Genomic DNA, 25,370 nt, shown 5'->3' with positions numbered 1-25,370 from the left:
TTCGTCTCACATGGCAGGATCTTCGCTCCGGGCTCCCGGCTAGTCCTTTACGCAGGCAGCACGAACGACCACACTGAGTCCGGGTGGGCTGGTCGATGCTCGGGGGACGGGGGGCGAGAGGTGCGGCAGACAGCAGGCGTCACCGGCGCCGCGGACGCCTCCACGGCGGCGGGATCGGTCGACTCGTGCCAGGGACGGTCGGCGCAGGCCGCGGTCCGGTTCCGACACGGGGTTCCAGCACGAACCCCCGCCACAGATTGAGGAAGTGAGTCCGGGTGGCCTTCTCCGTCTCCGCGCTGTTCCTGTTCGGCGTCATCGTCGTCATCTTCATCCGCAACAAGCAGCTGAAGACCAGCCACGCCATCATCGCGGCACTCTTCGGCTTCATGGTGAGCCAGTCCACGGCGGCCCGGCCGATCCAGGACTTCCTCAACCAGCTGGCGAAGACCATCTCCTCCGTCGCGAGCTGACCCCTCCCGCGGGCCGGACTCCGCCCCGGCGGGCGAACGCCGCTCCAGTGGTCCGTTCCGATGGGCCGAAGTCCCCTTCGCGGGACGGACTCCGCCCTCGCGGGCCGGGTTCCGACTCCGGTCCGGCCGTGTCGTCCGAGCCGGTCGTGCCCGTCCGCCCCAAGGTGTCGCCCGACCCGGGCCGACCGCCGTCGTGAGCCGTCCGGCCGTCCGGACCTACCGCCCGGCCCTGGCCCGCCGCCAGCGGGCCAGCACCCCCGGCCGCGCGGCGGGCACAGTGTTCCCCACGGCCCCGGCGGGCCGGGCGCCGCCGGCGTCCACGGGGGCGGAGCGAACTGCCGCGGGGGCCTCCCCGACGGGCCGGCCCTCCGGCACCATCAGCACGAACAGCCGTGCCCAGCACAGCCGTTCGCCGCGCGGCCAGCCGAGCGCACGCAGCGCCGCCGAGGCCGACCCGGACACCGCGCCGTTGACCCGGACCTCGGCGACGTCCTCGCCCGCCCGACCGCCCAGGAACAGCTTCACACCCGTCACGGCCGGCTCCGCACCGTCCGGAGCCAGCTCCGGGGCCAGCACCCCGGCGAGCTCCGGCAGCAACCGGTGGCCGGCGAGCCACTCCGACAGCCGCTCGCTGTCGAAGCCGAAGACGGCGGCCGGCCCCTGCACGGCCCGCCAGCCCGGCAACCGCGCCGCGCGGACGTGGTCGCCGTGCACCCCGTGGCCCTCCTGCAGCTCGACCACCGCGGCCGCGGTGGTGGTCGCCCACATCCGCACCGCGCTCTCCAGTCGCTCCTCCTCCGTCCGGCCGAGGCCCGCCGTGCAGTCCCACACCACCAGGCCGTCCGCCCGCCCCACGTCGAAGGCGAAACCGAGGTCGACGTGCCCCGCGCCGCCGCCCTCGCCCGGGTGCTCCCGCACCGCCACGGCCGTCGTCCCGGGCCCGCGGACCACACTGCCCTCGACCGTGAACCGCTGACCGAACCGGGCCATCTCCCGGACGACGCTGCGCTGGATCACATCCAGCCGGGACTGCGCGCGCACCCGGGGCTCCTCGCTCGAAAAGGGGTCGAACACCGCTCGGGAGCGAGGCTATCGGCCCCCCGGGTGACCAGCGTCACCGGGCGGGCCATGATCCGTGCCGGGCCGCGAGCGGGCAGCCACGGGGGGTGTCCGATTTGCCTGACTGCTGATGATCCGGACACGTACGGTCACTGCAGCGACTGCGCTCCGCCCACCGGCAGCGGGCGGAGAGTGACCCCCGCGAGGCCCCCGGGGGGCCGCCGGGGACGGGGAGCTTGCCTCCGGAGGGGCCCATCGGTTTTCCTCGGAGCCTGCCCGGCCACACCGGCCGGGCGGGCCACCGGGCGGAACGCCGAGTCCTGCCGCCGTCCGGGGTCACGCACCCTTCCGTGCACGGCAGGAGCGGGGGACCCAAGGTAAGTGCCGCACCCGGTGATCCGGGACGGCTTGGGGTGAAGTCGCGTCATTTCCGCGACCGGGCGAACTCCCCGCCCGAACCCGACAGCTCACCTCGCAGGCGTCGGAGAGGAACACCCCCATGTCCGTTCTGGGCACCCGTCTGTCCCGCGTCGCCGTCGCCACCGGTGTGGCCGCCGCCGCCATCGCCATCCCCGTCACCGCCGCCTCCGCCGCGAGCGCCCACGGCGCCGCCCCGGCCGTCGCTCCGGCCGCCGCCGCCCCGGCCGCCGCGCACGCCGAGGCCCCCGCCGCTGCTCCGGCCGCCGCCCCGGCCGCCGACGCCAGCTACAAGGTCGTCCGTGGCGACACCCTGTCCAAGATCGCCAACGCGCAGCACGTCGACGGCGGCTGGAAGAAGCTCTACCAGGACAACCGCCAGGTCATCGGCGGCAACCCGAACCTGATCTTCCCGGGCCAGAAGCTGACCGTCGGCGGCCACGCCGTTCAGGCCGCCGCCCCGCAGGCCGCCGCCCCGCAGGCCGAGACGAAGAAGTCCGACGCCGCCGCCTCGCGTTCCGAGAAGCGCACCCCGGTCCAGGCCGCGCCGAAGCCGGCCGCCCCGAAGACCGAGGCCGCCAAGCCCGCCGCGCCGAAGACCGAGGCCGCCAAGCCCGCCGCCCCGAAGACCGAGGCCGCCAAGCCCGCCGCCGCCTCCGGCTACGTCGCGCCGGTCGCCGCCTCCCTGGGCACCCCCTACCACAAGGCCGGCTCCAACTGGTCCAGCGGCTACCACACCGGTGTCGACTTCGCCGTCAGCACCGGCACCTCGATCCACGCGATCGCCGCCGGCACCGTCGTCGAGGCCGGCTGGGGCGGCGCCTACGGCAACAACGTCGTCATCAAGCACGCCGACGGCAAGTACTCGCAGTACGCCCACTTCTCGGCCCTGAAGGTCTCGGTCGGCCAGACCGTCACCGCCGGCCAGATCATCGGCCTCTCCGGCGCGACCGGCAACGTCACCGGCCCGCACCTGCACTTCGAGGTCCGCACCACCCCGTCGTACGGCTCCGACATCGACCCGGTGGCGTACCTCGCCGCCCACGGTGTCCGCGTCTGACGCACACCGCTGACGCACACCGCTGACGCGAACCCTGCCGAGGCAGCGCCGCCGAGGCACACCGCGCCGCATCCGAAGGCCCGGCCCGGGGATCCCGTGATCCCGGGCCGGGCCTCGGCCGTTCCCAACCCCCCGTGCCGCACGGGCACTTCACCGCTCCCGCGCCGTGTCGGCGCGGCTCCCCGGTACGGCGGGCAACACGCCCCCGACCGGCCGAACGTTCCCGAACAGCCGACCGGGGCGAAGCGCGCCGCCGTCCTGCTCGCCGTCGCCACCGCCGTCACCCGCCACCACCTGGGCTGACCGGCCAAACCCCATCGACGACGACCCCGGAGACCGGCGCCACGAACGCCACCCGGGTCGTCCTCGCGACGTCCGGTTCCGCGGACCCGGTGCGAAGAGCGTCTTCGCGGCTGTGCGTACGACCCGCCCCTGACACGTGCCCGTCGGCAGGTTGCCGCGGAGTGCGGCAACCGTTGCACCACCTTGCGCACCTCGTGCGCCGAGACCTCTCCTGTGGATCCATGCACGTTCGCCGAACGGGAGGTCGGGTCCTCTTCGTGCGGTCACTGCCCGTGGCGCCGAATGAGCTGCGCGCCGGGGAGCAGTCCGCGCGGTGCGGCAGCCGCGTCGCCTTCGAGCCATGGAACCGAGCCCGCGGCGCGGTGCTCCGGGAGTGCCGCGGACGACAAAGGCCCCAGCTTCGCGATCATGTCGCTGAGCTGGGGCCTTGACGTTGGAGCGGGCGACGGGAATCGAACCCGCGTGGCCAGTTTGGAAGACGACGGCACCGAATCTGGGCTGAGCTGGCGCCTCGCTGACCTGCGGGGAGCCGGGCGTCTCGCCGGTTTTCCCCGCGACTCCCCGCCGTCTCCTGGCCGAACGGGCACGCAAGGGGCACGGAGCAGGCACAGCGGCTCGCAACAGCTTGAACGACCAATGCTCGGTGTCTCACGAGCCCGACGCCATTCGAGGGCCTCAGAAGCCCGCAGAACGGCCATTGAGCGCTCCTCGGCCCACCTGACCGTCACCCGGCATCAGGAAGAGCGGCAGATCCAGTGTGAAGACGGTGCGGCCCAGTGCCGCCGTCGTCGACATCCGCACCCGCTGCCGAACAACCGACCCCCACGGATAGGACCGCTGACGTGCCTCGTCGGGCATAGCGTTCCCCGGCACGTTTGTCTCTGGTTCGGTCACCTGGACCGGGGAGAACGTGTATCAATACCGAGTCGACGCAGTACATCGGCCCCTTGGGAAGAGCAAAGGCAGACACGCAACCAGCCCTTGTCGGCTTCAGTTTCGGAACCGACCTCGTGGCCACTCGGTCACCCGATAACCTCTCGGCAGCGTTCAGCGTCGAGGAGGGGGCGGGCCGTGGCGGAGCAAGCATTCGGGATCGACAAGATCCAGCTGGTCAAACTGCTGCGGCGGGTGGCCGAGGGCGAAGCGCAGCTGCCGGAGTTCCAACGCGGCTGGGTGTGGCCGGACCACAACATCATCGGCCTGCTCGCCTCGATCTCCCGTGGATACCCGGTCGGTACCCTCATGTTGCTGCAAACTGGCGGTGACGTCCGTTTCAAGTGCCGCCCGGTTGAGGGCGCCACCCCGCCCCCGGGCACTGAACCGGACACCCTGATTCTCGACGGCCAGCAGCGGATGACCTCGCTCTTCCAGTCGCTCATGCTTGGCAAGCCGGTCGAGACACAGAACCAGCGCAAGCAGCGGATCTCTGGCTGGTTCTACGTCGACATGGTCAAAGCCCTCGACCCCCAGTTGGACCGTGAGGATGCCATCCGCCTGCTGCCGGCGGACCGGGTGGTCCGCAGCTTCCGGGGCGATCCCGTCGAGGACTGCTCGACCCCGGAGAAGGAGTATGCGTCCCGGCTCTTCCCGCTCTCTCAGCTCTTCACCAACCGCGACTGGAGCTATGGCTACGAGGACTACTGGAAGGCACGGGGCGAGGACGGCCGTAAGTGGTGGCGGGACTTCGAGGAGGCGTTCGTCCGCCCCTTCGAGCTCTACCAGGTGCCGGTGATCGAGCTCGGGAAGCAGACCGAGCGCCAGGCTGTCTGCCAGGTCTTCGAGAAGGTCAACACCGGCGGTGTCACCCTCACTGTCTTCGAGCTGCTCACCGCCACCTACGCCGCCGACGAGTTCGACCTGCGCGACCACTGGGACAACGTGGTCCGGGCCGCGTGGAAAGCACCGGAATACCGCGTCCTCAAAGAGGTTTCCAACACCGACTTCCTCCAGACCGTCACCCTGATGGCGACGGCCGCCCGGCGAGCCGAGGCGGCTACCGTCGGGGTCGACGAAGAACGTCTGCCCCGGATCGGCTGCAAGCGCAAGGACATGCTGGAACTAGGTCTGGACGAGTACCGCCGCTTCGCGCCACTGGTCGTCCGGGGCTTCAAGGACGCCGCCAAGTTCCTCCGCCAGCAGTACCTCTTCGACACCAAGTTCCTGCCCTACGGTACTCAGTTGATCCCGCTCGCCGCGATCCTCAGTGTGCTCGGCGAGCATGCCGAACCGGCTGGTGCACAGCAGAAGCTGGCCCGTTGGTACTGGTGTGGTGTGTTCGGCGAGCTGTACGGCGGCTCGACAGAGACCAGGTTCAGCCACGACCTCCCCGAGACCGTGGGATGGGTACGCGGCACGGGGGCCGAACCTCGGACCATCCGTGACGCGCGGTTCAGCGAGAGCCGCCTGCTGACATTGCGTACCCGTAACAGCGCCGCCTACAAGGGGATCTACGCGCTGCTGATGAAGGAAGGCGCCGTCGACTGGCGGACTGGTGAGAAGACCGAGATCACCGAGTACTTCGCGGAGGCCGTGGACATCCATCACATCTTCCCGCAAGCGTGGTGCGAACGGGAGAACATCCCCCGGGGAAGCTACAACTCAATTGTCAACAAGACCCCGCTGACCGGACGCACTAACCGCATCATCGGCGGGGCAGCGCCCTCCTCCTACCTCCCCAGGCTCGCCAAGAACGCCGAGGTGGAGGCGGACACTTTGGCCAACCACATTCGCACCCACCTGGCTGATCCTGCGCTGCTCGCCAAGGATGACTTCGCGGGCTTTTTCGAAGCCCGACAGCGGGCCCTGGTCGAGGCGATTGAGAAGGCCACGGGCAAGGCGGTCGTCACCGAGGACGGGTACGCCACTACCGATCCGGTGGACGAAGGCGACGAAGACTGACCACCAGCCAAGCGCCCTGGCAGCATCCCGCTCGAGTCCGGCCAGCTACTCGCTGGGCTCCTTGCCGTCAGCCGCGGCCGACGCGCGCACAGAGCCGGCGCCGCTGACGCCAGCGCCGACAACACTTCAGAAGCCCTGCGATTCGGCGAAGTGGCCTCGTGAGCCTTGGGTGGGCGCTGGGGGGCAATCTTTTACGTTACGTGGACTGTCTAGGACGGTGTTTCTTGGCCCCGGGTGACGGCTCGAAGCCGACCCAGTTGAGCAGGAGCATCCTCAGCGCGGTGATCCGGATGCCCGTGAGCATCATGCTGGCCATGATGTACGACCAGGGAAGGTGAATATGCCGGCTTTAGGAGAACGGGCGTTGCACTCACTCTCTGACCTGCACGCTCGCCGTGCTGCGCGATTGGCGGCGTCTCTTCCGCTGCCACCCGGGAGTCCCCGGGACTCCCTGCCCAACATGGCACGGCTGTGGTATGGCCGTCAGCCCATGAAGAGCTTCGGGCAAGGGCAGACCTCTAGCGGATCGTCCGGCCAGCCCGATCACTTCCACCAGACGTGTCCCCAATCGCAACCCCACACGCCTCGGCACACGCGCTGCCCATCCTCCTCACGACAGCTGAGTGCCATCGCTCATTAATAGGGGGCTGACCGCAGTCTGGACAGCGCGGACGGTTCCCGTCGGATGCCTGATGCGCACCGTATCGCGGGACCCGCCGACCTCGATCGGTTTCAGCAGCTGGCCCAGATACCTACCCGAGGCCCGCCCCCAGAACCAGAGACTTCGCCTGGCGCATCACCCGTCCGCTGCAGGACCCTAAGCCTCAATGACTTTTTGACTGAATAGCTCCCGCAAGACTCAATGACTCTGTATGCTCCCTCCATGGATAGCGTCGAAGCGAGTTTTGCACGCACTCCCTACTTGATTCCGGGCGACACGGCCACAGTCAGTAGATTTATGAGCGTTCGCCAGAAGGCTGAAACATCGCGCGATAAATCATTGGCCGTCCAAGCAAGAATCGCAGCAGAGAGCGAGGAGCTATTCGAGCCGTACACTCGCGCTATTCGCTCAAGGATCGTTTCCGAAAGCAACAGGATCGAGGGCTATGATTGGTCTTATTCGGAGGTAAATGAGGTCGTTGTCACCTATCGAGAACTTCTAGATGCGCCCCTCGGATCCCTCATGCGGGCCGTTCGTCAAGACCCGCGAGTATACCAAGCTCTTGGCCTGTATAAAGCCCATGAGATTGCAGATGAATGGGCCAAATCGTCAAGCCGGCCTCGCGAATTTGAAATTCGCGCCCTTCACGACCTGATTACGTCCGGCGAAGAGTATGCTGGGAGGTACAAGCAGGCAGAAAACAGCATTGGCGGCACCAGCCTTCGAACGGCTTCGCCCTGGGATGTTCCTCTGAAAATGCAGGAGTTGTGCGATTGGTGGCAGGAAAGCGCGGTTGATCCCGCCCTGGAGTCAACTATCGTGCATGCGTGGCTAACCCACATCCACCCCTTTGATGATGGAAATGGGCGCATGGCCAGGATTCTGGCCAATATGGCGCTCGCCAGGAACGGATTCCCTCCACTCTTGGTTCAGTCACAGGTGGATAGAGGTCAGTACTATGACGCCTTGGCAGCCAGCGATGAGGGTGACATCCTGCCGCTCTATGATCTTTTCGTTGCCATCCTGAATCGCACCGTTCGCCTAATGGCAAAGCCCGACTATGTTCGCGACATCATCCAGGATCGTCTACTCACAAGCTCAAAGGCAAGGCATGAGCTTTGGCTGACGCAACTTAATGAATTCATTTCACATCTCGATGGAGAGCTTGAAAGGGCTGGATGGTCCACTCTTCCGCAAGGGAAGCCGGACCTAACCTCATTCGCCCTACTGGAAGAGAGGAATGCGGACGGGAACTCCTGGTGCCTTAAGGTGATTGACCCTTCTGGCATTTCGCAGTGGCTCATTTGGTACGGATTCAACAGCGACAAGATGTGTGATCTTTCGGGTGGTGCTACTCAATTCCCATCACTCTTCTTTTCTGTTCGCGAGACAAGCCCGGAGCGAATCCACCCTTACCGGCACGTGGAATATGGGGGGACGTTTCCTGATGAAATTGTCCTGCGCCCCTTGGAGAGGAAGCCCGTATTCTGGCGATCTCGATATGAGCTCGACGAGCTTGAGATGACTCAAGCCGCCAGGCTAGTTGCAGAGGCACTAATCTCGTAGGGCGGCGTAGTGGTTTTGGCCGGTGTCCTGTCCGGTCTGGGGGCGAGCATGATCGGGGGGCCGTAAGCTTGCCCGCGATCTCGGGCAGGTCTTGGACCTGGCCGCAATGTGGCCGAGTGGCCCCCCGTTCTTGCTCGACGCGGGTCCCAGTCCGGGCAGGTGGGTAAAACCGCGGAGCCGCCCGCCCCGGCCCCGACGGGCCTGGTTCTGAGTCCTGCCTTCTGTGCCGTCCTCCGCCCGTGCGGGGGTGGAAGTTTGGACCTGTCCGTCTCTGCCCCGGCCTTAGCTCTTCGCCCCTTGTGGGCGCGGCCGGCCGACGGCGAGTGCCCCAGCCGGGGCGAAGACAGGAGGCGGGGCGCGCGCCGGAGGACGGCCGGCGCCGCCGCGCCGCAGGCGCGGCACCCCGAACATTGTGAGGCTACGTCCAGTAGTTCCAGGAGGCCGGGAATCTCGCCGGTGATCTCCGATCCCGCCGTGATGTGCCTTCCCCGTGGGCTCCGCCCGCCCCGCCCGCCGAGCGAAGCGAGGCGCCTTGAACCCGTAGAGAAGGTTTTTACGCATCCCCTCCTGCCTACCGACCAATGGCCGAAGGCGGTCTTGGCTCCTGCTGGCTGGCATGTTGAGCTGGAGCGTTGAGTGATCGTTGCCTCGGGGGTGGGGATGGACGGCGAGTTCACTGTTCGGCGCTGGCGCCGGTATGGGCATGACCGGCTGTACGTGAACCGGCAGGGCGCTGAGCAGACCGTTGGCTGGTACGACTTCGCCACCGGAAGGATCGAGGTCCCAGACGAACGGGACCGCGCTGCCGTGGTGCGGGTGCTGACCCCACGTCTGGCCGGTCTGACGCCGGAGGTCAAGACACCCCCGCAGGCCATGCCGGAACCACCGTCGGCCGCGGAGGGCGGCAGCCTGGACCTGGCGCTCAACAAGCCCGGGGATGCCTTACGGCGGAAGATCGCCGAAGAGGAGCCGTCCTGGTGGAAGCGCCGCTTTGCCTATTGGCTCAGTCGGGAGACGACGTCGGCGCATTCGTGGGCGGTCGGCCTGCGAGGTGAACGGCTCGTCGGTGGCCGACTCGACCGGCTCCGTCGGGACGGCTGGAAGGTGCTGCACTCGGTTCAGCCGCCGAGCGGAGGCGCCGACATTGATCACCTGGTCATCGGCCTGCCTGGTGTGTTCGTCGTCAACACCAAGCATCATCGCGGCGCCGCGGTATGGCAGGGCGACCATGCCGTCACAGTGAACCGGGCCTCGACGCAGTACGTCCCGATCAGCCAGCGTGAAGGCGCTCGGGTCAGCCGGCTCTTATCGGGACGGTGCGGCTTCCAGGTGCCCGTGCAACCCGTGATCGCCGTGCTCGGGGCAGCCTCGATTACGGTGACATCCGAGCTGGCGCCCGTGCTCCTCCTGGATGGGAAGGAGGCGGATCGCCGGCTCTCGGGCCGCACACCTCGGATGTCCGCCGAGCAGGTGGAGAGAGTCTTCACTGTCGCCCGAGACAGTCGGACCTGGGCACGGTGAAGCTCAGCTCGCGGCGGCCACCAGGGTGCGACCGTCGTGGGCGCGGACGTGGGGGGCCTCGTCTTCAAGCGCGTCGATGATCCGGACCGCGTACACCTCGCCCATGGACGCGCGCACCTCGTCCGGGGTTAGCCAGTCGACCGCGGTCGACTCCTCGGAGAGTTGCTCTTGCCCACCCTCGGGCCGGCACCGGAAGACCAGGGCGACCACACCCCGGGTCATGTTCTTGTAGACCCCGGTGAGCCGTTCCACGTGGACCCTGATCCCGGTCTCCTCGAAGACCTCGCGGCAGACACCTTCCTCGACGGTCTCGCCGAGTTCGAGCACGCCGCCCGGCGGCTCCCACGTTCCGTTGTCGGCGCGCCGGATGGCGAGGATTCGGCCGTCCGCGCGGACGACAACGCCAGCGACCGACACGGAGTGGAGCGGCGTTGACGGTTGAACTGGGGGGCTGCTACTCATGTACAGGAGAATAGGAGCACCCTAAGGACTATGGCGAGCGGCGAAGCGGCCTCGACGGCCAAGGCGAAGTATTTGCAGATCGCGGATGACCTTGCCGCGCAGATCCGTTCGGGAGTCCTGGCTCCGGGGGCAGCCGTCCCCAGCGAATCCGAGCTGATGGAGCGCTACGGCGTGGCGTCCGGCACCGTTCGGAAGGCCGTCGCCGAGCTGCGGACGACCCAGCTTATCGAGACCCACCACGGGCGAGGGTCCTTCGTCCGTTCTCGGCCACCGGTGCAGCGCAAGTCGTCCGACCGCTTCCGCCGGGCTCACCGCCTGGCAGGCAAGGCCGCCTATCTGGCTGAGGCCGAGCAGTCCGGCGGCACCCCGTCGGTGAATGTCCTCTTCGTGGGGCCTGTGGAGGCGCCGGGGGAGATCGCTGAGCGTCTGGAGGTCCCGGCTGGCACGAAGGTGCTTGCTCGGAAGCGGCGCTACTTCCGCGACGGTACGCCCACTGAGGAAGCCACCTCCTATCTGCCGTGGGACGTGGTGAAGGACATCCCGGAGATGTTCGCCGAGAACCCCGGGGGCGGCGGGATCTATGCCCGCCTGGAGGAGCACGGACATGCCCTCGCCGAGTTCACTGAGACCGTCCGAGCCCGGCTCGCTACCAAGGCGGAGACCTCGGCACTGGCGCTGAGCCCCGGCTCGCCGGTGATCCATCTGGTGCGGAACGCCACAACGGCGGCCGGCCGTGTGGTCGAGGTCTGCGACACCGTGATGGCAGCTGACCAGTTCGTTCTCGACTACAGGTTCGCCGCGCGCGACTGACGGACGATCAACTTCCGCAACCCGCTGCAGGATTCTTCCCGTAGCGGGTTGACTCATGTACAGGAGTCGTGCACTCTTCTATTCATCAACTCATGTACATGAGTGCATGAGATTACCTCTTCTAGAGGAGAGTTGCCGCATGGCTACGTTCAAGATCGACACTTCGACGGCCGTGGTCTTCGTGGTCGTCCCGCCGGCGCCGAAGGTCGTAAACAAGCAGACCAGGGAGATCGCGATCGACCGGGAGACCGGTGCGCGGATGCTGACGGTGGGCCTGACCATCGCGGATGACGGTGAGGCGAACCTGTACACCGTGTCGGTGCCGGAGACCGGGATCAGCGAGGGGCTGACGGTGGGCACGATGGTCGCGGTGACCGGGCTCAAGGCGCGGGACTGGGAGAACGAGTTCAACGGTCAGAAGCGGCACGGCATCTCCTTTCGCGCGACGGCGATCACCTCGCTCGTCCCGGCGCCGGCCCGGGGCTGATCACGATGTCCGAGCTGCTGACGCTCGCCGAGCTGGGCGCCCCCGCGGCGGCCCTCGCCGGTGGAGCGGCGTACGCCCGGGTCAAGGCGCCGGCCGTGTTCTGGTCGGCGGTGGGTCTGCCGGTCGCGGCGGTGCGGTTCTCCGCCACCTACGGCAGCACGATGGACGCCTGCGGGCTGACGGTGGAGCCGTCCCGGCTGCGGGTCCTGCTGATGCGGGCGACCACCCGGCGGGAGATCCGGCCGGTGCCGCCGCGGATCCTGATGGTCCGGCCGACCTCGACCGGCCTGCGGGTGCGGCTGCGGCTGGCCCCGGGTCAGGAACCGGCGGACGTGCAGGCGTCGGCCGAACGCCTCCGTCACGCCTGGGGCGTGCACTCCGTCCACGTGGCGGTGCTCAAGCCTGGTGTGGTGGAACTACGGATGACCGGCTTCGACGTGCTCCGCACCGTGCGGATGCCGCGCCGGCTGCCGTCCGGTGACCTGGTGGTGCCGGTGGCGCTGCGGGAGGACGGGACGGCGTTCGTCCGGGACTACCGGGCCGTGCCGCACGGCCTGAACCTCGGCGCAACCCTGTCCGGCAAGTCGGTTTACATGCGGAACCTGATCGCCGGTCTCGCCCGGCGCCCGGTCGCCCTGGCGGGGATCGACTGCAAGCGTGGTGTCGAACAGGCGCCATTCGCCCCGCGCCTGTCGGCGCTTGCCACCGACCCGGAGCAGGCATCCCTGCTGCTGGATGCGCTGGTCGCCGAGATGGAAGACCGGTACGAGCTGATCCGCCGCCAGCAGGGCATCCCCGGCTCGGTGCCGGCCGAGGACATCACCTCGGACATCTGGGGTCTGCCGGCCGAGCTGCGGCCGGTGCCGCTGGTCCTGCTGGTGGACGAAGTTGCCGAGCTGTTCCTCGTCGCCACTCGCAAGGAGGAGGAACGGCGCGACCACATGGTCACCCAGCTGATCCGCCTCGCTCAGATCGGCCGCGCGGCGGGGATGTTCCTGGAGGTGTGCGGGCAGCGGTTCGGTTCCGAGTTGGGCAAGGGCGCCACCATGCTCCGTGCCCAGCTCACCGGCCGGGTCGTGCACCGGGTCAACGACCGGCAGACCGCCGACATGGGACTCGGCGACATCTCACCCGATGCCGTCCTCGCCTCGACGCAGATCGCCCCCGAGACCCCGGGCCTGGCCGTGGCCGGCGACACCTCCGGCGGCTGGTCCCGCATCCGCACCCCCGACCTGTCGTTGGCCGACGCGGCCCGGATCTGCCGCGAGCACGCCCACCTGGTCCCCGACCTGCCCGCCCTTGCCGCCTTCCGCCCCGCGATCCCGGCCCCGCAGACCGTGGTGGTCCCGCCGAAGCCCGCGGCGCCGCCCCGGCTCGTCCCGAAGCCCGCCACCGACTAACCCCCCCTGCCCACCGGTCGGCGCGACCGCCCCGCGCCAGGTCCCTACCCCCGCCATGCCCGACGCCGGAAGGAACGGTCATGCCCGCCAGGAAGACCAGCACCAAGCAGGCCCCGCCCCCGTGCACCGGCTGCGCCGGTGAGGGCTGGGTGCGCGAGACCCACACCGTCGGCCGCGGCAAGAAGTCCCGCCCCGCCGGAGAGGTCGAGGTCCTGTGCCCCACCTGCCTCGGCAGCGGCACCACCGCCCAGTAACCGTCCCGCCAAGAACGGAGAACCCGCCGATGTTCCGGACACCCGACCCCTACGAGGACCACGAAGCCGCCGACGCCGAAGCCAACTCCGCCGACGGATGGAGCCCGTCCGTGCGCGCCGGTGCCGGTGACCCGGTGCACGGCGGCTGCTTCCAGCCGCACCTGAACTCCCGCGGCGACTACGTCGACTGCGACGGCCGCCCGCTCTGACACCCAAGGAAGGAACGGACCATGCGCCTGCCGCGCCCGGACGCCGTCCTCATCCAGGCCGCCATCGCCGGTGCCCTGTCCTTCGCCCACCTCCACGACATCGCCGAAGCCGCCGGCCAGCACGACTGGAAGGCCTGGGCCTACCCGGTCTCCGTCGACCTGCTCCTCGTCGCCGCCTGGCGCCGGATGCGCACCCTGCGCGCCGCCAGCCGCCCGGCGGGCTCGGCCTGGACCTGGTTCGGCATCGCCCTGGCAGCCTCCCTCGGCGCGAACGTCGCCACCGCCGGACTCCTCGACCTGGTCCACGTCCCCGCCTGGCTGCGCATCCTCGTCGCCGGTTGGCCCGCCCTCGCCTTCTTCGGCGGCACCCTCCTCGCCCACAGCCCCAACGGCCACGCCGAACCGGACGCCCCGGCTGTCGACGCCGATCCCGAACTCCCGCTCTACGAAGCCGAACCGGCGCCGCCCGCCGCACCGGCCGAACCCGAACCCGAAGCCGTCACGGCCCCGGAACCGCTGCACGCGCTGCCGGCCGCCCCGGCACCCGCTCCGCCGCTCGCGGTTCCGGCCGCCCTGGTTGACCACGCCCGGAAGGTCGCCGACGACCACCGCGCGCGAACCGGAGAGCCGATCGACACCGACACCCTCCGCGCCCGCCTCGGCGTCCCGTCGCACTTCGCCGACGCCATCGCCGCCCAACTCGCCTGACAGGAGAGAACGTCATGCCCCGCCCGATCCGCCCGCGCAACGTGATCCGCATCGGTCCGGTGCAGGTCGCCACCTACTACGACGGCCGCGGCCGCGAACGGCACACCGCCGCCTGCACCGCCCCGCGCTGCGGCTTCTCCGCCGACTACGACTCCCGCGCCGCCGCCGAGATCGCCGCCCGCACCCACCACTGCCCCGTCCGCTGACAGGAGACACCCGCCATGAACGTCACCCTGCCCCTGGTCGTCGTCCTCGGCGCCCTCGCCTGGACCGCCGTCAAGCTCCTCGGCATCCGCCTGTGGGTCGCCGCCCTGATCGCCCTCTTCGGCTTCTACGTCGCCGGCACGTTCCTCGCCCCGGCCATCGACCAGACCACCCGCTCCGGCGTCACCGCCGTCACCGGCAAGTAGCGGGCCCGCCATGACCGCCGCGCTCCTGCTGTCCGCCTCGCTCGCCCTCAGTCCGGAGGGCGCCGCCCTCGTCGCCGAGATCGAGACCTACCTCGCCACCCTCCCCGCCGCCGCCCGGCCGGCCGTCCCGTACGTCTGCCCGCTCGGCTCCACCCTCCGCCCCTGGAACGCGGGCTTCCCGGCCCCGGCCGCGACGCTCCTCGACCGGCTCACCCGCCGCCCGGCCCGCCCGGTGCCGGTGACCGTGGCCGATCACCTGGCGCTCGCCAGCCGCTACATGACCGCATTCGGCTGGACGCAGGGCCGCCTGTGGGACTCCGCCGGCCGGGTCTGCCTGCTCGGTGCTCAGGCTGCCGTCCTCGCCCACGGCTACGGCACCCCGACCACCGTGCTCCGCGGCCGGGTCCAGCTGATGGAAGTCCTGCACGCCACCGGCCGGCCGCACGCCTCGCCGGACCGGTTCAACGACGCGCCCGGCACCCGCCAGGCCGATGTGCACCACCTGCTCGACCGGGCGTCTGCCCGCGCACTGTCCCTCGGCATCTGACCGGGCCTCGGGGCGGCAAAGCCGCCAAGCATCCCGCCCCGCGGTTCCGCACCCCTTCGAGAGGAACTGCCCCGATGGACCTCGCCCCGATCCTCGCCGCCGCCGGCGTCCCGCTGCTCGGCTGGACGACCCACGGCGCTTGGCTCGCCCGCCGCCTGGCCACCGCCCGCCGCGACCCGCTGACCGGTCTGCTCACCCGGGACGGCTTCACTACCCGCGCCGAACGCCTCATCCGCAGCCACCCAGACCGGACCACGGTGCTGCTGGTCGACCTGGACGACTTCAAGACGGTCAACGACACCCACGGCCACGCCGCCGGAGACGCCGTCCTCACCGCCACCGCCCACCGGCTCAACGCCTGGTGCGGACCCAACGGCCTGGCCGCTCGCCTCGGCGGGGACGAATTCGCCGCCGTCGCCCTCGACTCCGCCGACCGACTCCCGCAGCTGCACACCGCACTCCGCCAACCGGTCGACATCGGCGGCCTGGTCCTCGACGTCAGTGCGTCCGTCGGGGCCTCCCGCCCCGCGGCCCTGCTCCTGACCGAGGCGCTGTCCGCGGCCGACCGCGACATGTACGCCCACAAGCCCGGCGGCCGGACCTCCCGCCGCCGCTAGCAAGACCGGTCCCCGGGACGGCAAAGCCGCCAAGCATCCCGTCCCGGGGACCGCACCCCTCCATGAACCCAAGGCCCACGAAGGAGACCTTCATCATGCCCCAGCACAGCCACGCCAACGCCCCGCTCTGCCCCGCCTGCGACGGCTTCGCCAAGGCGGCCATCGCCACCGGCACCCGCCGCCCGGACGGCACCCGCGTGACGATCACCGCCGACTGCCGCACCTGCCAGGGCACGGGCCACCTCCCCGCCCGCAGCCTCACCGCCGCCGCCAGGGCCTGAGTCGTGGGCGCGCTCCTCGACTGGCGCGACTCCCGCCACTGGGACAGCAAGCCGGCCCCCTGCGGCGTCTGCGAGCGGCCGACCAACCTGCGCTCGGATCGCGGCAAGCCCGTCCACAAGGTCTGCGCCGAGTCCTGGACCGACCAGCACACCAAGCCCGCCCCCGACCCGTCCTGACCCGCCCGGCCCCGAAGCCACCCACCCGACTTCGGGGCCCGGCCCTCACCGGAGGTGAACCTTGACCGCCACCGCCTTACCCCCGGTCGCCGATCTCCTCGACCTCGCCCGACTCGGCACCATGCCCGCCCTGATGCGCCAGCTCTCCGGGCTCGCCGGCTGCACCACCCCGATCCGCCTTACCGGCTGGCGCACCGAGACCAACACCGCCGGTGAGGTGCTGCACCACCTGGAATCGTCCGACCTGCCCGCCGGGAGCCTGCTGCTGCGCTGCGGCAACCGCCGCACCACCCGGTGCGCGTCTTGCGCCGAGACCTACCGCCGCGACACCTTCCACCTGATCACCGCCGGACTGACCGGCGGCAAGGGCACCCCTCAGACCGTGGCCGCGCACCCGCGGGTGTTCGCCACCTTTACCGCCCCCAGCTTCGGCCCGGTCCACAACCGGCCCACCGCCGGCCGCTGCCGCTGCGGCACCGAGCATCCGGCGGGCGACCCGGCCCTTGGTTCACCCCTCGACCCGGACCGCTACGACTACCAGGCCGCGGTGCTGTGGAACGCGCACGCCGGGAAGCTCTGGGCCCGCTTCTCCATCCACTTGCGCCGCGAGGTCGCCAAGCGCGCCGGCCTCACCCAACGCGAATTCCGCGACTTCGCCCGGATCTCCTTCGGGAAGGTCGCCGAGTACCAAAAGCGCGGCGCGATCCACTTCCACGCCGTGATCCGCCTCGACGGCCCCGACGGCGGCGACACCCCACCCCCGGACTGGGCCACCCCCGAGCTGCTGACCGACGCGATCCGGGCCGCCGCCCGCCGCACCGACATCCCCGGCCCGCTCCTCGACGGCCGCGAGCACCGCTTCGCCTTCGGCACCCAGCTCGACATCCGCACCATCCGCAGCGCCGACTTCACCGGCCCGGTCCAGATCACCGAACGCGCCGTCGCCGCCTACATCGCCAAATACGCCACCAAGGGCGCCGAGACCGCCACCGGCACCCTTGACCGGCCCGTGCGCCTGATCGCCGAGATCACCCACCTCGACATCCCCGACCACGCCCGCCGCCTCATCCGCACCTGCTGGACCCTCGGCAACCGCCCCGAACTCGCCGACCTCCGCCTCCGCGCCTGGGCCCACATGCTCGGCTTCCGCGGCCACTTCTCCACCAAAACCCGCCGCTACTCCACCACCCTCGGCGCGCTCCGCGACGCCCGCGCCGCCTGGCGCCGCGCCCAAGCCCTCGAACACCTCCACGGCCCCAACACCCCGGATGCCCCGGACAGCGAGGAGACCACCCTCGTCCTCTCCCACTGGGCCTTCGCCGGCACCGGCCTCACCCGCGGCGAAGCCTGGCTCGCCCAAGCACTGCAACCCGCCCCCGGAACGGAAGGAGAACCGACCCATGGCTGACCGGCTGCTGAGCGTCGAGGAGGTGGCCGACGTCCTCGGGACCACGGTGCGCTTCCCGCGGCGCCTGATCGAGGAGCGGCGCATCGAGTACGTGAAGGTCGGCCGGCACGTCCGGATCCGGGCATCGGTTCTGGCGGCCTTTATCGAAGCGGGCACCGTCCGCCTTGCCGTCCGTCGCGCCCGGCTGGGGGTGGCTGCCTGATGGCCGGCCGCCGTGCCTTCGGCCGGGTCCGCAAGCTGCCCTCCGGGCGCTGGCAGGCTCGCTACATCGGACCGGATGGCATCCTCCGTGCTGCCCCGGAGACCTTCGACACCAAGCGGAAGGCCGATGACTGGCTCGCCGCCACACAGACCGAGCTGCGGGCGGGGGAGTGGTCCGACCCTGATGCCGGGAAGATCGCCTTCGGTGCGTTCGCCCAAGCCTGGATCGCCGAGCGGGGCCTCGGGGTGCGCACGGTTCAGCTGTACGAGACGCTGCTCCGCCTTCATCTGGCGCCGACTTTCGGACTGACTCCCGTCGCCGACATCACCCCGGCCGCCATCCGGGCCTGGCGCGCCGCCCGGCTGTCCGCCGGCGTCGGGGCCTCGACGGTGGCCAAGTCGTACGCCCTGCTGCGGGCCGTGCTGAACACCGCCGTCGCCGACCGGTTGATCCGGCGCAACCCGTGCCAGATCAAGGGAGGCAGTAAGGAGGAGACCCCGGAGCGGCCGATCGCCACGGTTGCCGAGGTCTATGCCGTGGCCGGGCAGATCGGTGAGCGGTACCGGGTGCTCGTGCTGCTCGCCGCCTTCTGCGGGCTGCGGTGGGGCGAGCTACTGGGGCTGAGCCGGCGGGACGTCGACCCGGGTCTCGGCACGCTCCGGGTCCGTCAGTCCGTGGCCGAGCTGCCGAACGGGGAGCGGATCACCAAGCTGCCCAAGACTGCAGCCGGCGTCCGGACGGTGGCGATCCCCGAGGTGATCCTCGCCGAGGTGAGGCGACACCTGGACCTTTTCGCCGAGCAGGGGAGCGACGGGAAGGTGTTCGTCGGGCCCACGGGCGTCATGCCGCGGCGCAACCACTTCAACCGGCTCTGGCGGAGGGCGTGCGCCGGGGCAGGTGTCACCGGTCTTCGCTTCCACGATCTCCGGCACACGGGAAACACCCTCGCCGCCTCGACCGGGGCCAGTACCCGGGAGCTCATGGCGAGGATGGGCCACAGCACCGCGCGGGCCGCGTTGATCTACCAGCACGCCACCGCGGAGCGCGAGCGCTCGATCGCCCGGGCGGTCAGCGAACTCGTGAGCAAGGCCCGTCCGAGGGCACGAAAGGGCACGACCGATCCGAAGGGGCACACGAGGGGCACGAAGCCCTGAAATACCCTCAGACGACGAAGGCCCCAGCTCCGCGATCATGTCGCTGAGCTGGGGCCTTAACATTGGAGCGGGCGACGGGAATCGAACCCGCGTGGCCAGTTTGGAAGACTGGGGCTCTACCATTGAGCTACGCCCGCGTACGTGCGTTGACGGCACGTCGCCCCTCGGCCGGTGCGGGCCTCGGGGACGGGGGTCAGCCTACCTGGTCGGGTCGGCCGAATGCACACCGCTTTCGCTCCGGTGCCTGCTGATATTACGGCGAGGGGGCCCGGACCGGCGTGTACTCTCTCTTTCGGCACTACGGGGTGTGGCGCAGTTTGGTAGCGCGTCCGCTTTGGGAGCGGAAGGCCGTCGGTTCGAATCCGGTCACCCCGACGCTTTCGGCAGGGTCTCGTCAGGCGGGCGGGGCCCTGTTGCTTTCGTGGTACCGGTAGGATGGGCCGATGGCGGTGGTACCTGTGGCATGCACACAGGCGGCAGCCGCCCGAGGGCGAGGAGTCACGCTCACCGTCCACCCCCGTACGGGAGATGCAGCCCCAATCGCCCATCGCCCGTCTCGCCCGACCGACCGGCCGTTCCGGCCGCGGACGTCTGGCGGAGACAACCTGACCGCAAGCCCATAGGAGACCAAACCGTGAAGAGCGCCGTCGAGACTCTGAACCCGACCCGGGTTCGACTCACCGTCGAGGTGCCCTTCGAGGAGCTCAAGCCCAGCCTCGACGCGGCGTACAAGAAGATCAACCAGCAGGTCACGGTTCCGGGCTTCCGCAAGGGCAAGATCCCGGCTCGCGTCATCGACCAGCGCTTCGGCCGTGCCGCGGTGCTGGAGGAGGCCGTCAACGACGCCCTGCCGCGCTTCTACACGCAGGCCGTCGACGAGGGCAAGATCGAGGTCCTCGGCCAGCCCGAGATCACCGACATCGAGGGCGTGGAGCGGATCGCCGACGGCGGCGACCTGAAGTTCACCGCCGAGGTGGACGTCCGCCCGGAGATCGCCCTTCCGGACTTCTCGGAGATCTCGGTCACCGTCGACGCCGTCTCGGTCGCCGACGAGGACGTCGAGAAGTCGCTGGAGCAGCTCCGCGAGCGCTTCTCCTCCGTGAAGGACGTCGAGCGCGCCGCCGCGGCCGGCGACGTCGTGGTCGTGGACCTCGAGGCCAAGGTCGACGGCGAGGTGCCGGAGGACGGCACCGCCGCCGGCGTCAGCTACGAGATCGGCTCCGGCCGCCTGCTGGACGGCATCGACGACGCCGTGATCGGCCTGTCCGCCGGTGAGTCCAAGACCTTCACCACCGAGCTCAAGGGCGGCACCCAGGCCGGCAAGAGCTCCGAGGTCACCGTCACCGTGACCGCCGTCCAGGAGAAGGAGCTCCCCGAGCTCGACGACGAGTTCGCCCAGCTGGCGAGCGAGTTCGACACCCTGGACGAGCTGAAGGACGACTCCCGCAAGCGCCTCGAGCGCATGAAGGAGTTCGACCAGGCCACCCAGGCCCAGGAGAAGGTCCTGGACGAGCTGCTGACCCGGGTCGAGATGGAGTACCCGGAGAAGCTCCTCAAGGACGAGGTCGAGACCCGCAAGCACAACCTCGAGCACCACCAGCTCGAGCCGATGGGCATGAACCTCGAGACCTACCTCGCGACCCAGGACAAGTCCGTCGAGGACTACGAGAAGGAGACCGAGGAGCAGGCGAAGAAGGGCATCAAGACCCAGTTCGTCCTGGACGAGATCGTCGCGAAGGAGGAGCTCAACGTCAGCCAGGAGGAGCTGACCGAGCACCTCATCCGTCGCGCCGCCGGCTCGGGCCTCACCCCGGACCAGTTCGCCCAGCAGATCGTCCAGGGCGGCCAGGTTCCGCTGCTGGTCGGCGAGGTCGCCCGCGGCAAGGCGCTGGCCCTGGTCGTCGAGGCCGCCACCGTCACCGACAGCAACGGTGAGACCGTCTCCTTCGAGGACGACGAGGACGAGACCGAGGCCACCGACGCGGTCGAGACCGTCGAGGTCGAGGACGAGGCCACCGAGGCCTGATCCTCACACCCGTACGACCCCGGCCCGGACACCCCAGGTGTCCGGGCCGGGGTCGTGTCGTGAGGGTTCCCGCCCGCCGCCCGCCCCGTCCGGTGTCCACCCGCCCGGTCGCCGCCCGCCTCCCGCCCGGTCCGCACCCGCCCTCCCGCCCGGTCGCCACCCTCCCACCCACCCGGTCCCCCGTATTTCCGCGCGCACCCTGCGCTCACAGCGAACAGTTCTGCGTGGGGGATTCTGAGCCGCGGCCTGCGCGTTAGGGTCGGTGGACAGCGACACACACGCAGATCGACTGAGCAGGTGGCTAAGTGACGTTCCCGCAGATGCAGATGGATGGCCTGACGGCGCCGCGCGCCGCCGCCGGTGACGTGCTCGGCGGCCTGGGCGACCAGGTCTACAACCGGCTGCTCAACGAGCGCATCATCTTCCTCGGCCAGCAGGTCGACGACGACATCGCCAACAAGATCACCGCGCAGCTCCTCCTCCTGGCGGCCGACCCGGAGAAGGACATCTTCCTGTACATCAACTCCCCGGGCGGTTCGATCTCGGCGGGCATGGCGATCTACGACACCATGCAGTACATCAAGAACGACGTGGTGACCATCGCGATGGGCATGGCGGCCTCGATGGGCCAGTTCCTGCTCACCGCGGGCGCCAAGGGCAAGCGCTTCTCGCTGCCCAACGCCAACATCCTGATGCACCAGCCCTCCGCCGGTCTGGGCGGTTCCGCCTCCGACATCCGGATCCAGGCCGAGCAGCTGCTGCGCACCAAGAAGCGCATGTCCGAGCTGATCGCCTTCCACAGCGGCCAGAGCTTCGACCAGATCACCGCTGACTCCGACCGCGACCGCTGGTTCACCCCGGAGGAGGCCAAGGCGTACGGCCTCATCGACGAGATCATGCACAGCGCCGCGGACGTCCCCGGTGGCGGCGGCACCGGCGCAGGCTTCACCGCCTGACGGCCGGCCCCAGACTTCCAGACCGCACGCTTCGGAGGACCGAACACCCCATGAACACTCCCTACACGCCGCGCGGCGAGTTCCAGGGCCCCCGCGCCGAGGGCCGCTACATCGTGCCGCGCTTCGTCGAGCGCACCTCCCAGGGCATCCGCGAGTACGACCCGTACGCCAAGCTGTTCGAGGAGCGCATCATCTTCCTCGGCTCGCAGGTGGACGACGTCTCGGCCAACGACATCATGGCCCAGCTGCTGTGCCTGGAGTCGATGGACCCGGACCGCGAGATCCAGATGTACATCAACTCGCCCGGCGGCTCGTTCACGGCCCTCACGGCCATCTACGACACCATGCAGTACGTGAAGCCGGACATCACCACCGTCTGCATGGGCCAGGCGGCCTCCGCCGCGGCCGTGCTGCTGGCGGCCGGCACCCCGGGCAAGCGGATGGCGCTGCCGAACGCCCGCATCCTGATCCACCAGCCGTACACCGAGACCGGCCGCGGCCAGGTGTCCGACCTGGAGATCCAGGCCAAGGAGATCTTCCGGATGCGCGAGCAGCTGGAGGAGATGCTGGCCAAGCACTCCAACAAGCCGGTCGAGACGGTGCGCGACGACATCGAGCGCGACAAGATCCTGACCGCCGAGGAGGCGCTGGAGTACGGGCTGATCGACCAGATCATCTCGACCCGCAAGTCCTCGCTGACGGGCTGAGCCCTTCGCGGCTTCGGGGGCGGGGCCGTGCGCGGCTGTCGGTTCCTCACGAACCACCGGTGCAGGAGCGCCGGACGGTACGGGGGCGCGCGACAGTGACGTACGCCCCGCCCCGATCCGTTCCGGTCGAGGCGCTCGGACGGGCACAATGCAGTATGGGCGCATGCCCGTGAGACGGCTTCTGTTCGGTATCAATTCGCCCAGGGCGTAGGGCAGAGCTGTCGAAGTCGGCGGAATCACCGGCTCGGCAGAGTACCGTCGGATAGCGAGACCGACCGCCGACGGCGCAGCCGGTCCACAGCACCAGGCCCCGGAGAGCTGCGGGGCCCCTGGCGAAGGGGAAGCACCTCGTGGCACGCATCGGAGACGGTGGCGACCTGCTCAAGTGCTCGTTCTGCGGCAAGTCGCAGAAGCAGGTGAAGAAGCTGATCGCCGGGCCTGGCGTCTACATCTGCGACGAGTGCATCGACCTCTGCAACGAGATCATCGAGGAGGAGCTCGCGGAGTCCTCGGAGGTCCGTTTCGAGGAGCTGCCGAAGCCCCGCGAGATCTACGAGTTCCTCGACCAGTACGTGGTCGGCCAGGACCTCGCGAAGAAGGCGCTGTCCGTCGCGGTCTACAACCACTACAAGCGCGTCCAGGCCGGTGAGAACGGCCGCGCCGGCAACGGCCGCGAGGACGCCATCGAGCTGGCGAAGTCGAACATCCTGCTGCTCGGCCCGACCGGTTCCGGCAAGACGCTGCTGGCGCAGACGCTGGCCCGGATGCTGAACGTGCCGTTCGCCATCGCGGACGCCACCGCGCTGACCGAGGCCGGCTACGTCGGCGAGGACGTCGAGAACATCCTGCTCAAGCTGATCCAGGCGGCGGACTACGACGTCAAGAAGGCCGAGACCGGGATCATCTACATCGACGAGATCGACAAGGTCGCCCGCAAGAGCGAGAACCCGTCGATCACCCGCGACGTCTCCGGCGAGGGCGTGCAGCAGGCGCTGCTGAAGATCCTGGAGGGCACCACCGCCTCGGTGCCGCCGCAGGGCGGGCGCAAGCACCCGCACCAGGAGTTCATCCAGATCGACACCACCAACGTGCTGTTCATCGTGGGCGGTGCCTTCGCGGGCCTGGAGCGGATCATCGAGGGCCGGGCCGGCGCCAAGGGCATCGGCTTCGGCGCGACCATCCGCTCCAAGCGGGAGTCGGACGCGAGCGACCACTTCCGCCAGGTCATGCCGGAGGACCTGGTGAAGTTCGGCATGATCCCCGAGTTCATCGGCCGTCTGCCCGTGATCACCAGCGTGCACAACCTGGACCGTGAGGCGCTGCTGCAGATCCTCACCGAGCCGAAGAACGCGCTGGTCAAGCAGTACCGCAAGCTCTTCGAGCTGGACGGCGTGGAGCTGGAGTTCACCCGGGACGCGCTGGAGGCCATCGCCGACCAGGCGATCCTGCGCGGCACCGGCGCCCGCGGCCTGCGCGCGATCATGGAGGAGGTGCTGATGTCCGTGATGTACGAGGTCCCCTCCCGCCAGGACGTCGCCCGCGTGGTCGTGACCGGGGACGTCGTCTCCAAGCACGCCATCCCCACCCTCGTGCCGCGCGACATGATCAAGCGCGAGCGCCGGGAGAAGAGCGCCTGACGTTCGGCCCCACGACACACGGCGAAGGCCCTGCACCCGGAAGCGGTGCAGGGCCTTCGCCGTGCCGGTCTTCGCCGTCCCCGGCCCCGGCGGGGCCGGGCGGGTGCTACTTCGGCACCTCGGCGATCTGCCGCAGCTCGCGGGCGGCGGCCGCGGCGACGTCCAGGTCCACCTCGGAGTCCTGGTCGACCTCGCCGGTGAGCACGGCGACGAAGGTGGAGCCGTCCGCCCAGGCGCACAGGCTGTCGTCCTCGGTCGGGGCGTGCATGACCTCGCAGCTCAGCCGGCCGCCGAGCGGGCCCGGGTCGAAGTCCCGGCGGCCGCTGAAGGTGGTGCCCTGGCTGCTCGCGCCCTTCTCGAAGTTGGTGTAGAAGTCGTCGACCTGGCTGCGGGGGGAGAGGACGGTGCCGTAGCCGCCGAAGACCGCGACCACCTTCTTCCGGTCGGTGTACACGGTGCTGACCGGGGTCGGCGACCAGGCGTTGTCGCCCTTGCCGAGCGAGTCGTCGAGCCCGGACTCCAGCTTCTGCGCGAGCGGGTTGGAGTCCTCCCGCGGCAGGCCCTGGAAGGTGCCCGGCAGCGAGATCCGGTAGTTGTCGGTCTTTGAGGTCACGTCATAGACGAAGTAGCCGGCCAGGCCGCCGCCGAGCAGGATGGCACCGCCGACGCAGCCGAGCACCACCCACAGCGTCTTGCGGGACTTCGGCGGCTGCGGGACGACGCCGCCGCCCCACGGCTGCTGGGCCGGCACCCCGTAGCCGCCCGGCTGTCCGTACGGCGGTGCGGGCTGCTGCGGGTAGCCGTAGCCGGGCTGCGGCGGCGGGCCGAAACCGGGCTGGGCGGGCGGGGGAGGGGCCCCGTACGGCTGGGGGGACGGCGGCGGGCCGCCGTACGGATTCTGCTCGGACACCGGAGGTCCTTTCGACGGGTCGGCCCTGGCTGCTCCCCGACCGGCCGGTCCTG

The 25,370-nt window shown here is 69.8% G+C and carries 27 protein-coding genes, 2 tRNA genes and 1 riboswitch; of the genes, 25 read left to right on the top strand and 4 right to left on the bottom strand.

Translation table 11 applies throughout. From position 1 onward, the window contains the following. Nucleotides 1-275 precede the first annotated feature (275 nt). Nucleotides 276-470 (top strand): hypothetical protein, encoded by a 195-nt coding sequence (locus AB0O09_RS04860; RefSeq protein ID WP_030270493.1) that lies wholly within the window; start codon nt 276-278, stop codon nt 468-470. Between the two features lie 216 nt (nt 471-686). Here AB0O09_RS04860 and AB0O09_RS04855 read toward each other — a convergent pair whose 3' ends face one another. Further along, nucleotides 687-1,511 (bottom strand): DUF6348 family protein, encoded by an 825-nt coding sequence (locus AB0O09_RS04855; protein WP_363540176.1) that lies wholly within the window; start codon nt 1,509-1,511, stop codon nt 687-689. 349 nt (nt 1,512-1,860) lie between these two features. Continuing rightward, nucleotides 1,861-2,023: riboswitch (cyclic di-AMP (ydaO/yuaA leader) on the top strand. Between the two features lie 5 nt (nt 2,024-2,028). Here AB0O09_RS04855 and AB0O09_RS04850 point away from each other — a divergent pair. From AB0O09_RS04850 to AB0O09_RS04835, 4 genes are all read left to right on the top strand, one after another. After that, nucleotides 2,029-3,006 carry a peptidoglycan DD-metalloendopeptidase family protein gene (locus AB0O09_RS04850; protein WP_363540174.1) on the top strand — a complete coding sequence of 326 codons (978 nt, stop codon included), beginning with the start codon at nt 2,029-2,031 and terminating at the stop codon, nt 3,004-3,006. Between the two features lie 1,374 nt (nt 3,007-4,380). Further along, the gene (locus tag AB0O09_RS04845; RefSeq protein WP_363540172.1) at nt 4,381-6,207 is read left to right on the top strand and encodes a DUF262 domain-containing protein; all 1,827 of its coding nucleotides are present in this window, start codon (nt 4,381-4,383) and stop codon (nt 6,205-6,207) included. An 883-nt stretch (nt 6,208-7,090) separates the two neighbouring features. Then, complete coding sequence (locus tag AB0O09_RS04840) at nt 7,091-8,434, top strand: Fic family protein (RefSeq protein WP_363540170.1); 1,344 nt, start codon at nt 7,091-7,093, stop codon at nt 8,432-8,434. Between the two features lie 636 nt (nt 8,435-9,070). Beyond that, the gene (locus AB0O09_RS04835) at nt 9,071-9,955 is read left to right on the top strand and encodes a nuclease-related domain-containing protein (RefSeq protein ID WP_363540168.1); all 885 of its coding nucleotides are present in this window, start codon (nt 9,071-9,073) and stop codon (nt 9,953-9,955) included. A gap of 3 nt (nt 9,956-9,958) precedes the next feature. On the opposite strand, the gene AB0O09_RS04830 is transcribed toward AB0O09_RS04835, so the two are convergent. Then, the gene (locus tag AB0O09_RS04830; protein ID WP_363540210.1) at nt 9,959-10,429 is read right to left on the bottom strand and encodes an NUDIX domain-containing protein; all 471 of its coding nucleotides are present in this window, start codon (nt 10,427-10,429) and stop codon (nt 9,959-9,961) included. A gap of 18 nt (nt 10,430-10,447) precedes the next feature. On the opposite strand from AB0O09_RS04830, the gene AB0O09_RS04825 reads away from it, so the two are divergent. From AB0O09_RS04825 to AB0O09_RS04755, 15 genes are all read left to right on the top strand, one after another. Next, a complete protein-coding gene (locus AB0O09_RS04825) occupies nt 10,448-11,227 on the top strand; it encodes a GntR family transcriptional regulator (protein WP_363540166.1) in 780 nt (259 codons plus the stop codon). A gap of 139 nt (nt 11,228-11,366) precedes the next feature. Beyond that, nucleotides 11,367-11,714, top strand: a complete 348-nt coding sequence (locus AB0O09_RS04820) for a hypothetical protein (RefSeq protein WP_363540164.1) — start codon at nt 11,367-11,369, stop codon at nt 11,712-11,714. Nucleotides 11,715-11,719: 5 nt separating this feature from the next. Continuing rightward, the gene (locus tag AB0O09_RS04815; RefSeq protein WP_363540162.1) at nt 11,720-13,114 is read left to right on the top strand and encodes an FtsK/SpoIIIE domain-containing protein; all 1,395 of its coding nucleotides are present in this window, start codon (nt 11,720-11,722) and stop codon (nt 13,112-13,114) included. An 80-nt stretch (nt 13,115-13,194) separates the two neighbouring features. Then, nucleotides 13,195-13,368, top strand: a complete 174-nt coding sequence (locus AB0O09_RS04810; RefSeq protein WP_363540160.1) for a hypothetical protein — start codon at nt 13,195-13,197, stop codon at nt 13,366-13,368. A 29-nt stretch (nt 13,369-13,397) separates the two neighbouring features. Next, the gene (locus AB0O09_RS04805) at nt 13,398-13,577 is read left to right on the top strand and encodes a hypothetical protein (protein WP_363540158.1); all 180 of its coding nucleotides are present in this window, start codon (nt 13,398-13,400) and stop codon (nt 13,575-13,577) included. A 21-nt stretch (nt 13,578-13,598) separates the two neighbouring features. Further along, nucleotides 13,599-14,285 (top strand): DUF2637 domain-containing protein, encoded by a 687-nt coding sequence (locus AB0O09_RS04800; RefSeq protein ID WP_363540156.1) that lies wholly within the window; start codon nt 13,599-13,601, stop codon nt 14,283-14,285. Nucleotides 14,286-14,299: 14 nt separating this feature from the next. Next, nucleotides 14,300-14,491: a mobile element transfer protein gene (locus AB0O09_RS04795; RefSeq protein WP_344625934.1), complete on the top strand. Its 192-nt coding sequence runs from the start codon at nt 14,300-14,302 to the stop codon at nt 14,489-14,491. Between the two features lie 15 nt (nt 14,492-14,506). Then, entirely contained in the window at nt 14,507-14,695 is a 189-nt protein-coding gene (locus AB0O09_RS04790; RefSeq protein ID WP_363540154.1) for a hypothetical protein, read from the top strand. A 10-nt stretch (nt 14,696-14,705) separates the two neighbouring features. After that, the gene (locus tag AB0O09_RS04785) at nt 14,706-15,242 is read left to right on the top strand and encodes a hypothetical protein (protein ID WP_363540152.1); all 537 of its coding nucleotides are present in this window, start codon (nt 14,706-14,708) and stop codon (nt 15,240-15,242) included. Nucleotides 15,243-15,316: 74 nt separating this feature from the next. Beyond that, the gene (locus AB0O09_RS04780) at nt 15,317-15,859 is read left to right on the top strand and encodes a GGDEF domain-containing protein (protein ID WP_363540150.1); all 543 of its coding nucleotides are present in this window, start codon (nt 15,317-15,319) and stop codon (nt 15,857-15,859) included. 95 nt (nt 15,860-15,954) lie between these two features. Beyond that, complete coding sequence (locus tag AB0O09_RS04775; protein WP_363540148.1) at nt 15,955-16,140, top strand: hypothetical protein; 186 nt, start codon at nt 15,955-15,957, stop codon at nt 16,138-16,140. A gap of 3 nt (nt 16,141-16,143) precedes the next feature. After that, on the top strand, nt 16,144-16,317 hold the full coding sequence (locus AB0O09_RS04770; RefSeq protein ID WP_363540146.1) for a hypothetical protein: 174 nt from the start codon (nt 16,144-16,146) through the stop codon (nt 16,315-16,317). A 121-nt stretch (nt 16,318-16,438) separates the two neighbouring features. Continuing rightward, nucleotides 16,439-17,725 carry a replication initiator gene (locus AB0O09_RS04765; protein ID WP_363540208.1) on the top strand — a complete coding sequence of 429 codons (1,287 nt, stop codon included), beginning with the start codon at nt 16,439-16,441 and terminating at the stop codon, nt 17,723-17,725. Beyond that, complete coding sequence (locus AB0O09_RS04760; RefSeq protein ID WP_363540144.1) at nt 17,718-17,927, top strand: excisionase family DNA-binding protein; 210 nt, start codon at nt 17,718-17,720, stop codon at nt 17,925-17,927. The genes AB0O09_RS04765 and AB0O09_RS04760 overlap by 8 nt, the downstream gene beginning before the upstream one ends. Further along, nucleotides 17,927-19,081, top strand: coding sequence for a site-specific integrase (locus tag AB0O09_RS04755; RefSeq protein WP_363540142.1), 1,155 nt, complete (start codon nt 17,927-17,929; stop codon nt 19,079-19,081). The genes AB0O09_RS04760 and AB0O09_RS04755 overlap by 1 nt, the downstream gene beginning before the upstream one ends. A 63-nt stretch (nt 19,082-19,144) precedes the next feature. On the opposite strand, the gene AB0O09_RS04750 is transcribed toward AB0O09_RS04755, so the two are convergent. Next, nucleotides 19,145-19,218: transfer RNA gene (locus AB0O09_RS04750), tRNA-Gly, on the bottom strand. Between the two features lie 164 nt (nt 19,219-19,382). On the opposite strand from AB0O09_RS04750, the gene AB0O09_RS04745 reads away from it, so the two are divergent. The 5 genes from AB0O09_RS04745 to clpX all read left to right on the top strand — a co-directional run bounded on the left by AB0O09_RS04745 (nt 19,383) and on the right by clpX (nt 24,407). Beyond that, nucleotides 19,383-19,456: transfer RNA gene (locus tag AB0O09_RS04745), tRNA-Pro, on the top strand. Nucleotides 19,457-19,715: 259 nt separating this feature from the next. After that, on the top strand, nt 19,716-21,107 hold the full coding sequence (gene tig / locus AB0O09_RS04740; protein WP_344627357.1) for a trigger factor: 1,392 nt from the start codon (nt 19,716-19,718) through the stop codon (nt 21,105-21,107). A gap of 326 nt (nt 21,108-21,433) precedes the next feature. After that, nucleotides 21,434-22,063, top strand: a complete 630-nt coding sequence (locus tag AB0O09_RS04735; protein WP_052390707.1) for an ATP-dependent Clp protease proteolytic subunit — start codon at nt 21,434-21,436, stop codon at nt 22,061-22,063. Between the two features lie 50 nt (nt 22,064-22,113). Beyond that, nucleotides 22,114-22,770, top strand: a complete 657-nt coding sequence (locus tag AB0O09_RS04730; protein WP_030270507.1) for an ATP-dependent Clp protease proteolytic subunit — start codon at nt 22,114-22,116, stop codon at nt 22,768-22,770. 350 nt (nt 22,771-23,120) lie between these two features. Continuing rightward, entirely contained in the window at nt 23,121-24,407 is a 1,287-nt protein-coding gene (gene clpX / locus AB0O09_RS04725) for an ATP-dependent Clp protease ATP-binding subunit ClpX (RefSeq protein ID WP_263105397.1), read from the top strand. A 106-nt stretch (nt 24,408-24,513) separates the two neighbouring features. On the opposite strand, the gene AB0O09_RS04720 is transcribed toward clpX, so the two are convergent. Next, nucleotides 24,514-25,317, bottom strand: a complete 804-nt coding sequence (locus tag AB0O09_RS04720; protein ID WP_363540140.1) for a hypothetical protein — start codon at nt 25,315-25,317, stop codon at nt 24,514-24,516. Nucleotides 25,318-25,370 lie beyond the last annotated feature (53 nt).

It is taken from the genome of Kitasatospora sp. NPDC093679 (assembly GCF_040683455.1).
Lineage (GTDB): Bacteria > Actinomycetota > Actinomycetes > Streptomycetales > Streptomycetaceae > Kitasatospora > Kitasatospora arboriphila.
Note: the sequence above shows the minus strand (reverse complement) of the source record. Positions and strands in the feature narration are given on the sequence as shown.

Coding starts and splice junctions, on each gene's coding strand:
- AB0O09_RS04760 (WP_363540144.1), top strand. CDS start 17,718: ATGGCTGACCGGCTGCTGAGCGTCGAGGAGGTGGCCGACGTCCTCGGG.
- AB0O09_RS04785 (WP_363540152.1), top strand. CDS start 14,706: ATGACCGCCGCGCTCCTGCTGTCCGCCTCGCTCGCCCTCAGTCCGGAG.
- AB0O09_RS04850 (WP_363540174.1), top strand. CDS start 2,029: ATGTCCGTTCTGGGCACCCGTCTGTCCCGCGTCGCCGTCGCCACCGGT.
- AB0O09_RS04840 (WP_363540170.1), top strand. CDS start 7,091: ATGGATAGCGTCGAAGCGAGTTTTGCACGCACTCCCTACTTGATTCCG.
- AB0O09_RS04815 (WP_363540162.1), top strand. CDS start 11,720: ATGTCCGAGCTGCTGACGCTCGCCGAGCTGGGCGCCCCCGCGGCGGCC.
- AB0O09_RS04820 (WP_363540164.1), top strand. CDS start 11,367: ATGGCTACGTTCAAGATCGACACTTCGACGGCCGTGGTCTTCGTGGTC.
- AB0O09_RS04780 (WP_363540150.1), top strand. CDS start 15,317: ATGGACCTCGCCCCGATCCTCGCCGCCGCCGGCGTCCCGCTGCTCGGC.
- AB0O09_RS04775 (WP_363540148.1), top strand. CDS start 15,955: ATGCCCCAGCACAGCCACGCCAACGCCCCGCTCTGCCCCGCCTGCGAC.
- AB0O09_RS04805 (WP_363540158.1), top strand. CDS start 13,398: ATGTTCCGGACACCCGACCCCTACGAGGACCACGAAGCCGCCGACGCC.
- AB0O09_RS04730 (WP_030270507.1), top strand. CDS start 22,114: ATGAACACTCCCTACACGCCGCGCGGCGAGTTCCAGGGCCCCCGCGCC.
- AB0O09_RS04810 (WP_363540160.1), top strand. CDS start 13,195: ATGCCCGCCAGGAAGACCAGCACCAAGCAGGCCCCGCCCCCGTGCACC.
- AB0O09_RS04735 (WP_052390707.1), top strand. CDS start 21,434: ATGGATGGCCTGACGGCGCCGCGCGCCGCCGCCGGTGACGTGCTCGGC.
- AB0O09_RS04825 (WP_363540166.1), top strand. CDS start 10,448: ATGGCGAGCGGCGAAGCGGCCTCGACGGCCAAGGCGAAGTATTTGCAG.
- AB0O09_RS04800 (WP_363540156.1), top strand. CDS start 13,599: ATGCGCCTGCCGCGCCCGGACGCCGTCCTCATCCAGGCCGCCATCGCC.
- AB0O09_RS04790 (WP_363540154.1), top strand. CDS start 14,507: ATGAACGTCACCCTGCCCCTGGTCGTCGTCCTCGGCGCCCTCGCCTGG.
- AB0O09_RS04755 (WP_363540142.1), top strand. CDS start 17,927: ATGGCCGGCCGCCGTGCCTTCGGCCGGGTCCGCAAGCTGCCCTCCGGG.
- AB0O09_RS04795 (WP_344625934.1), top strand. CDS start 14,300: ATGCCCCGCCCGATCCGCCCGCGCAACGTGATCCGCATCGGTCCGGTG.
- AB0O09_RS04765 (WP_363540208.1), top strand. CDS start 16,439: ATGCCCGCCCTGATGCGCCAGCTCTCCGGGCTCGCCGGCTGCACCACC.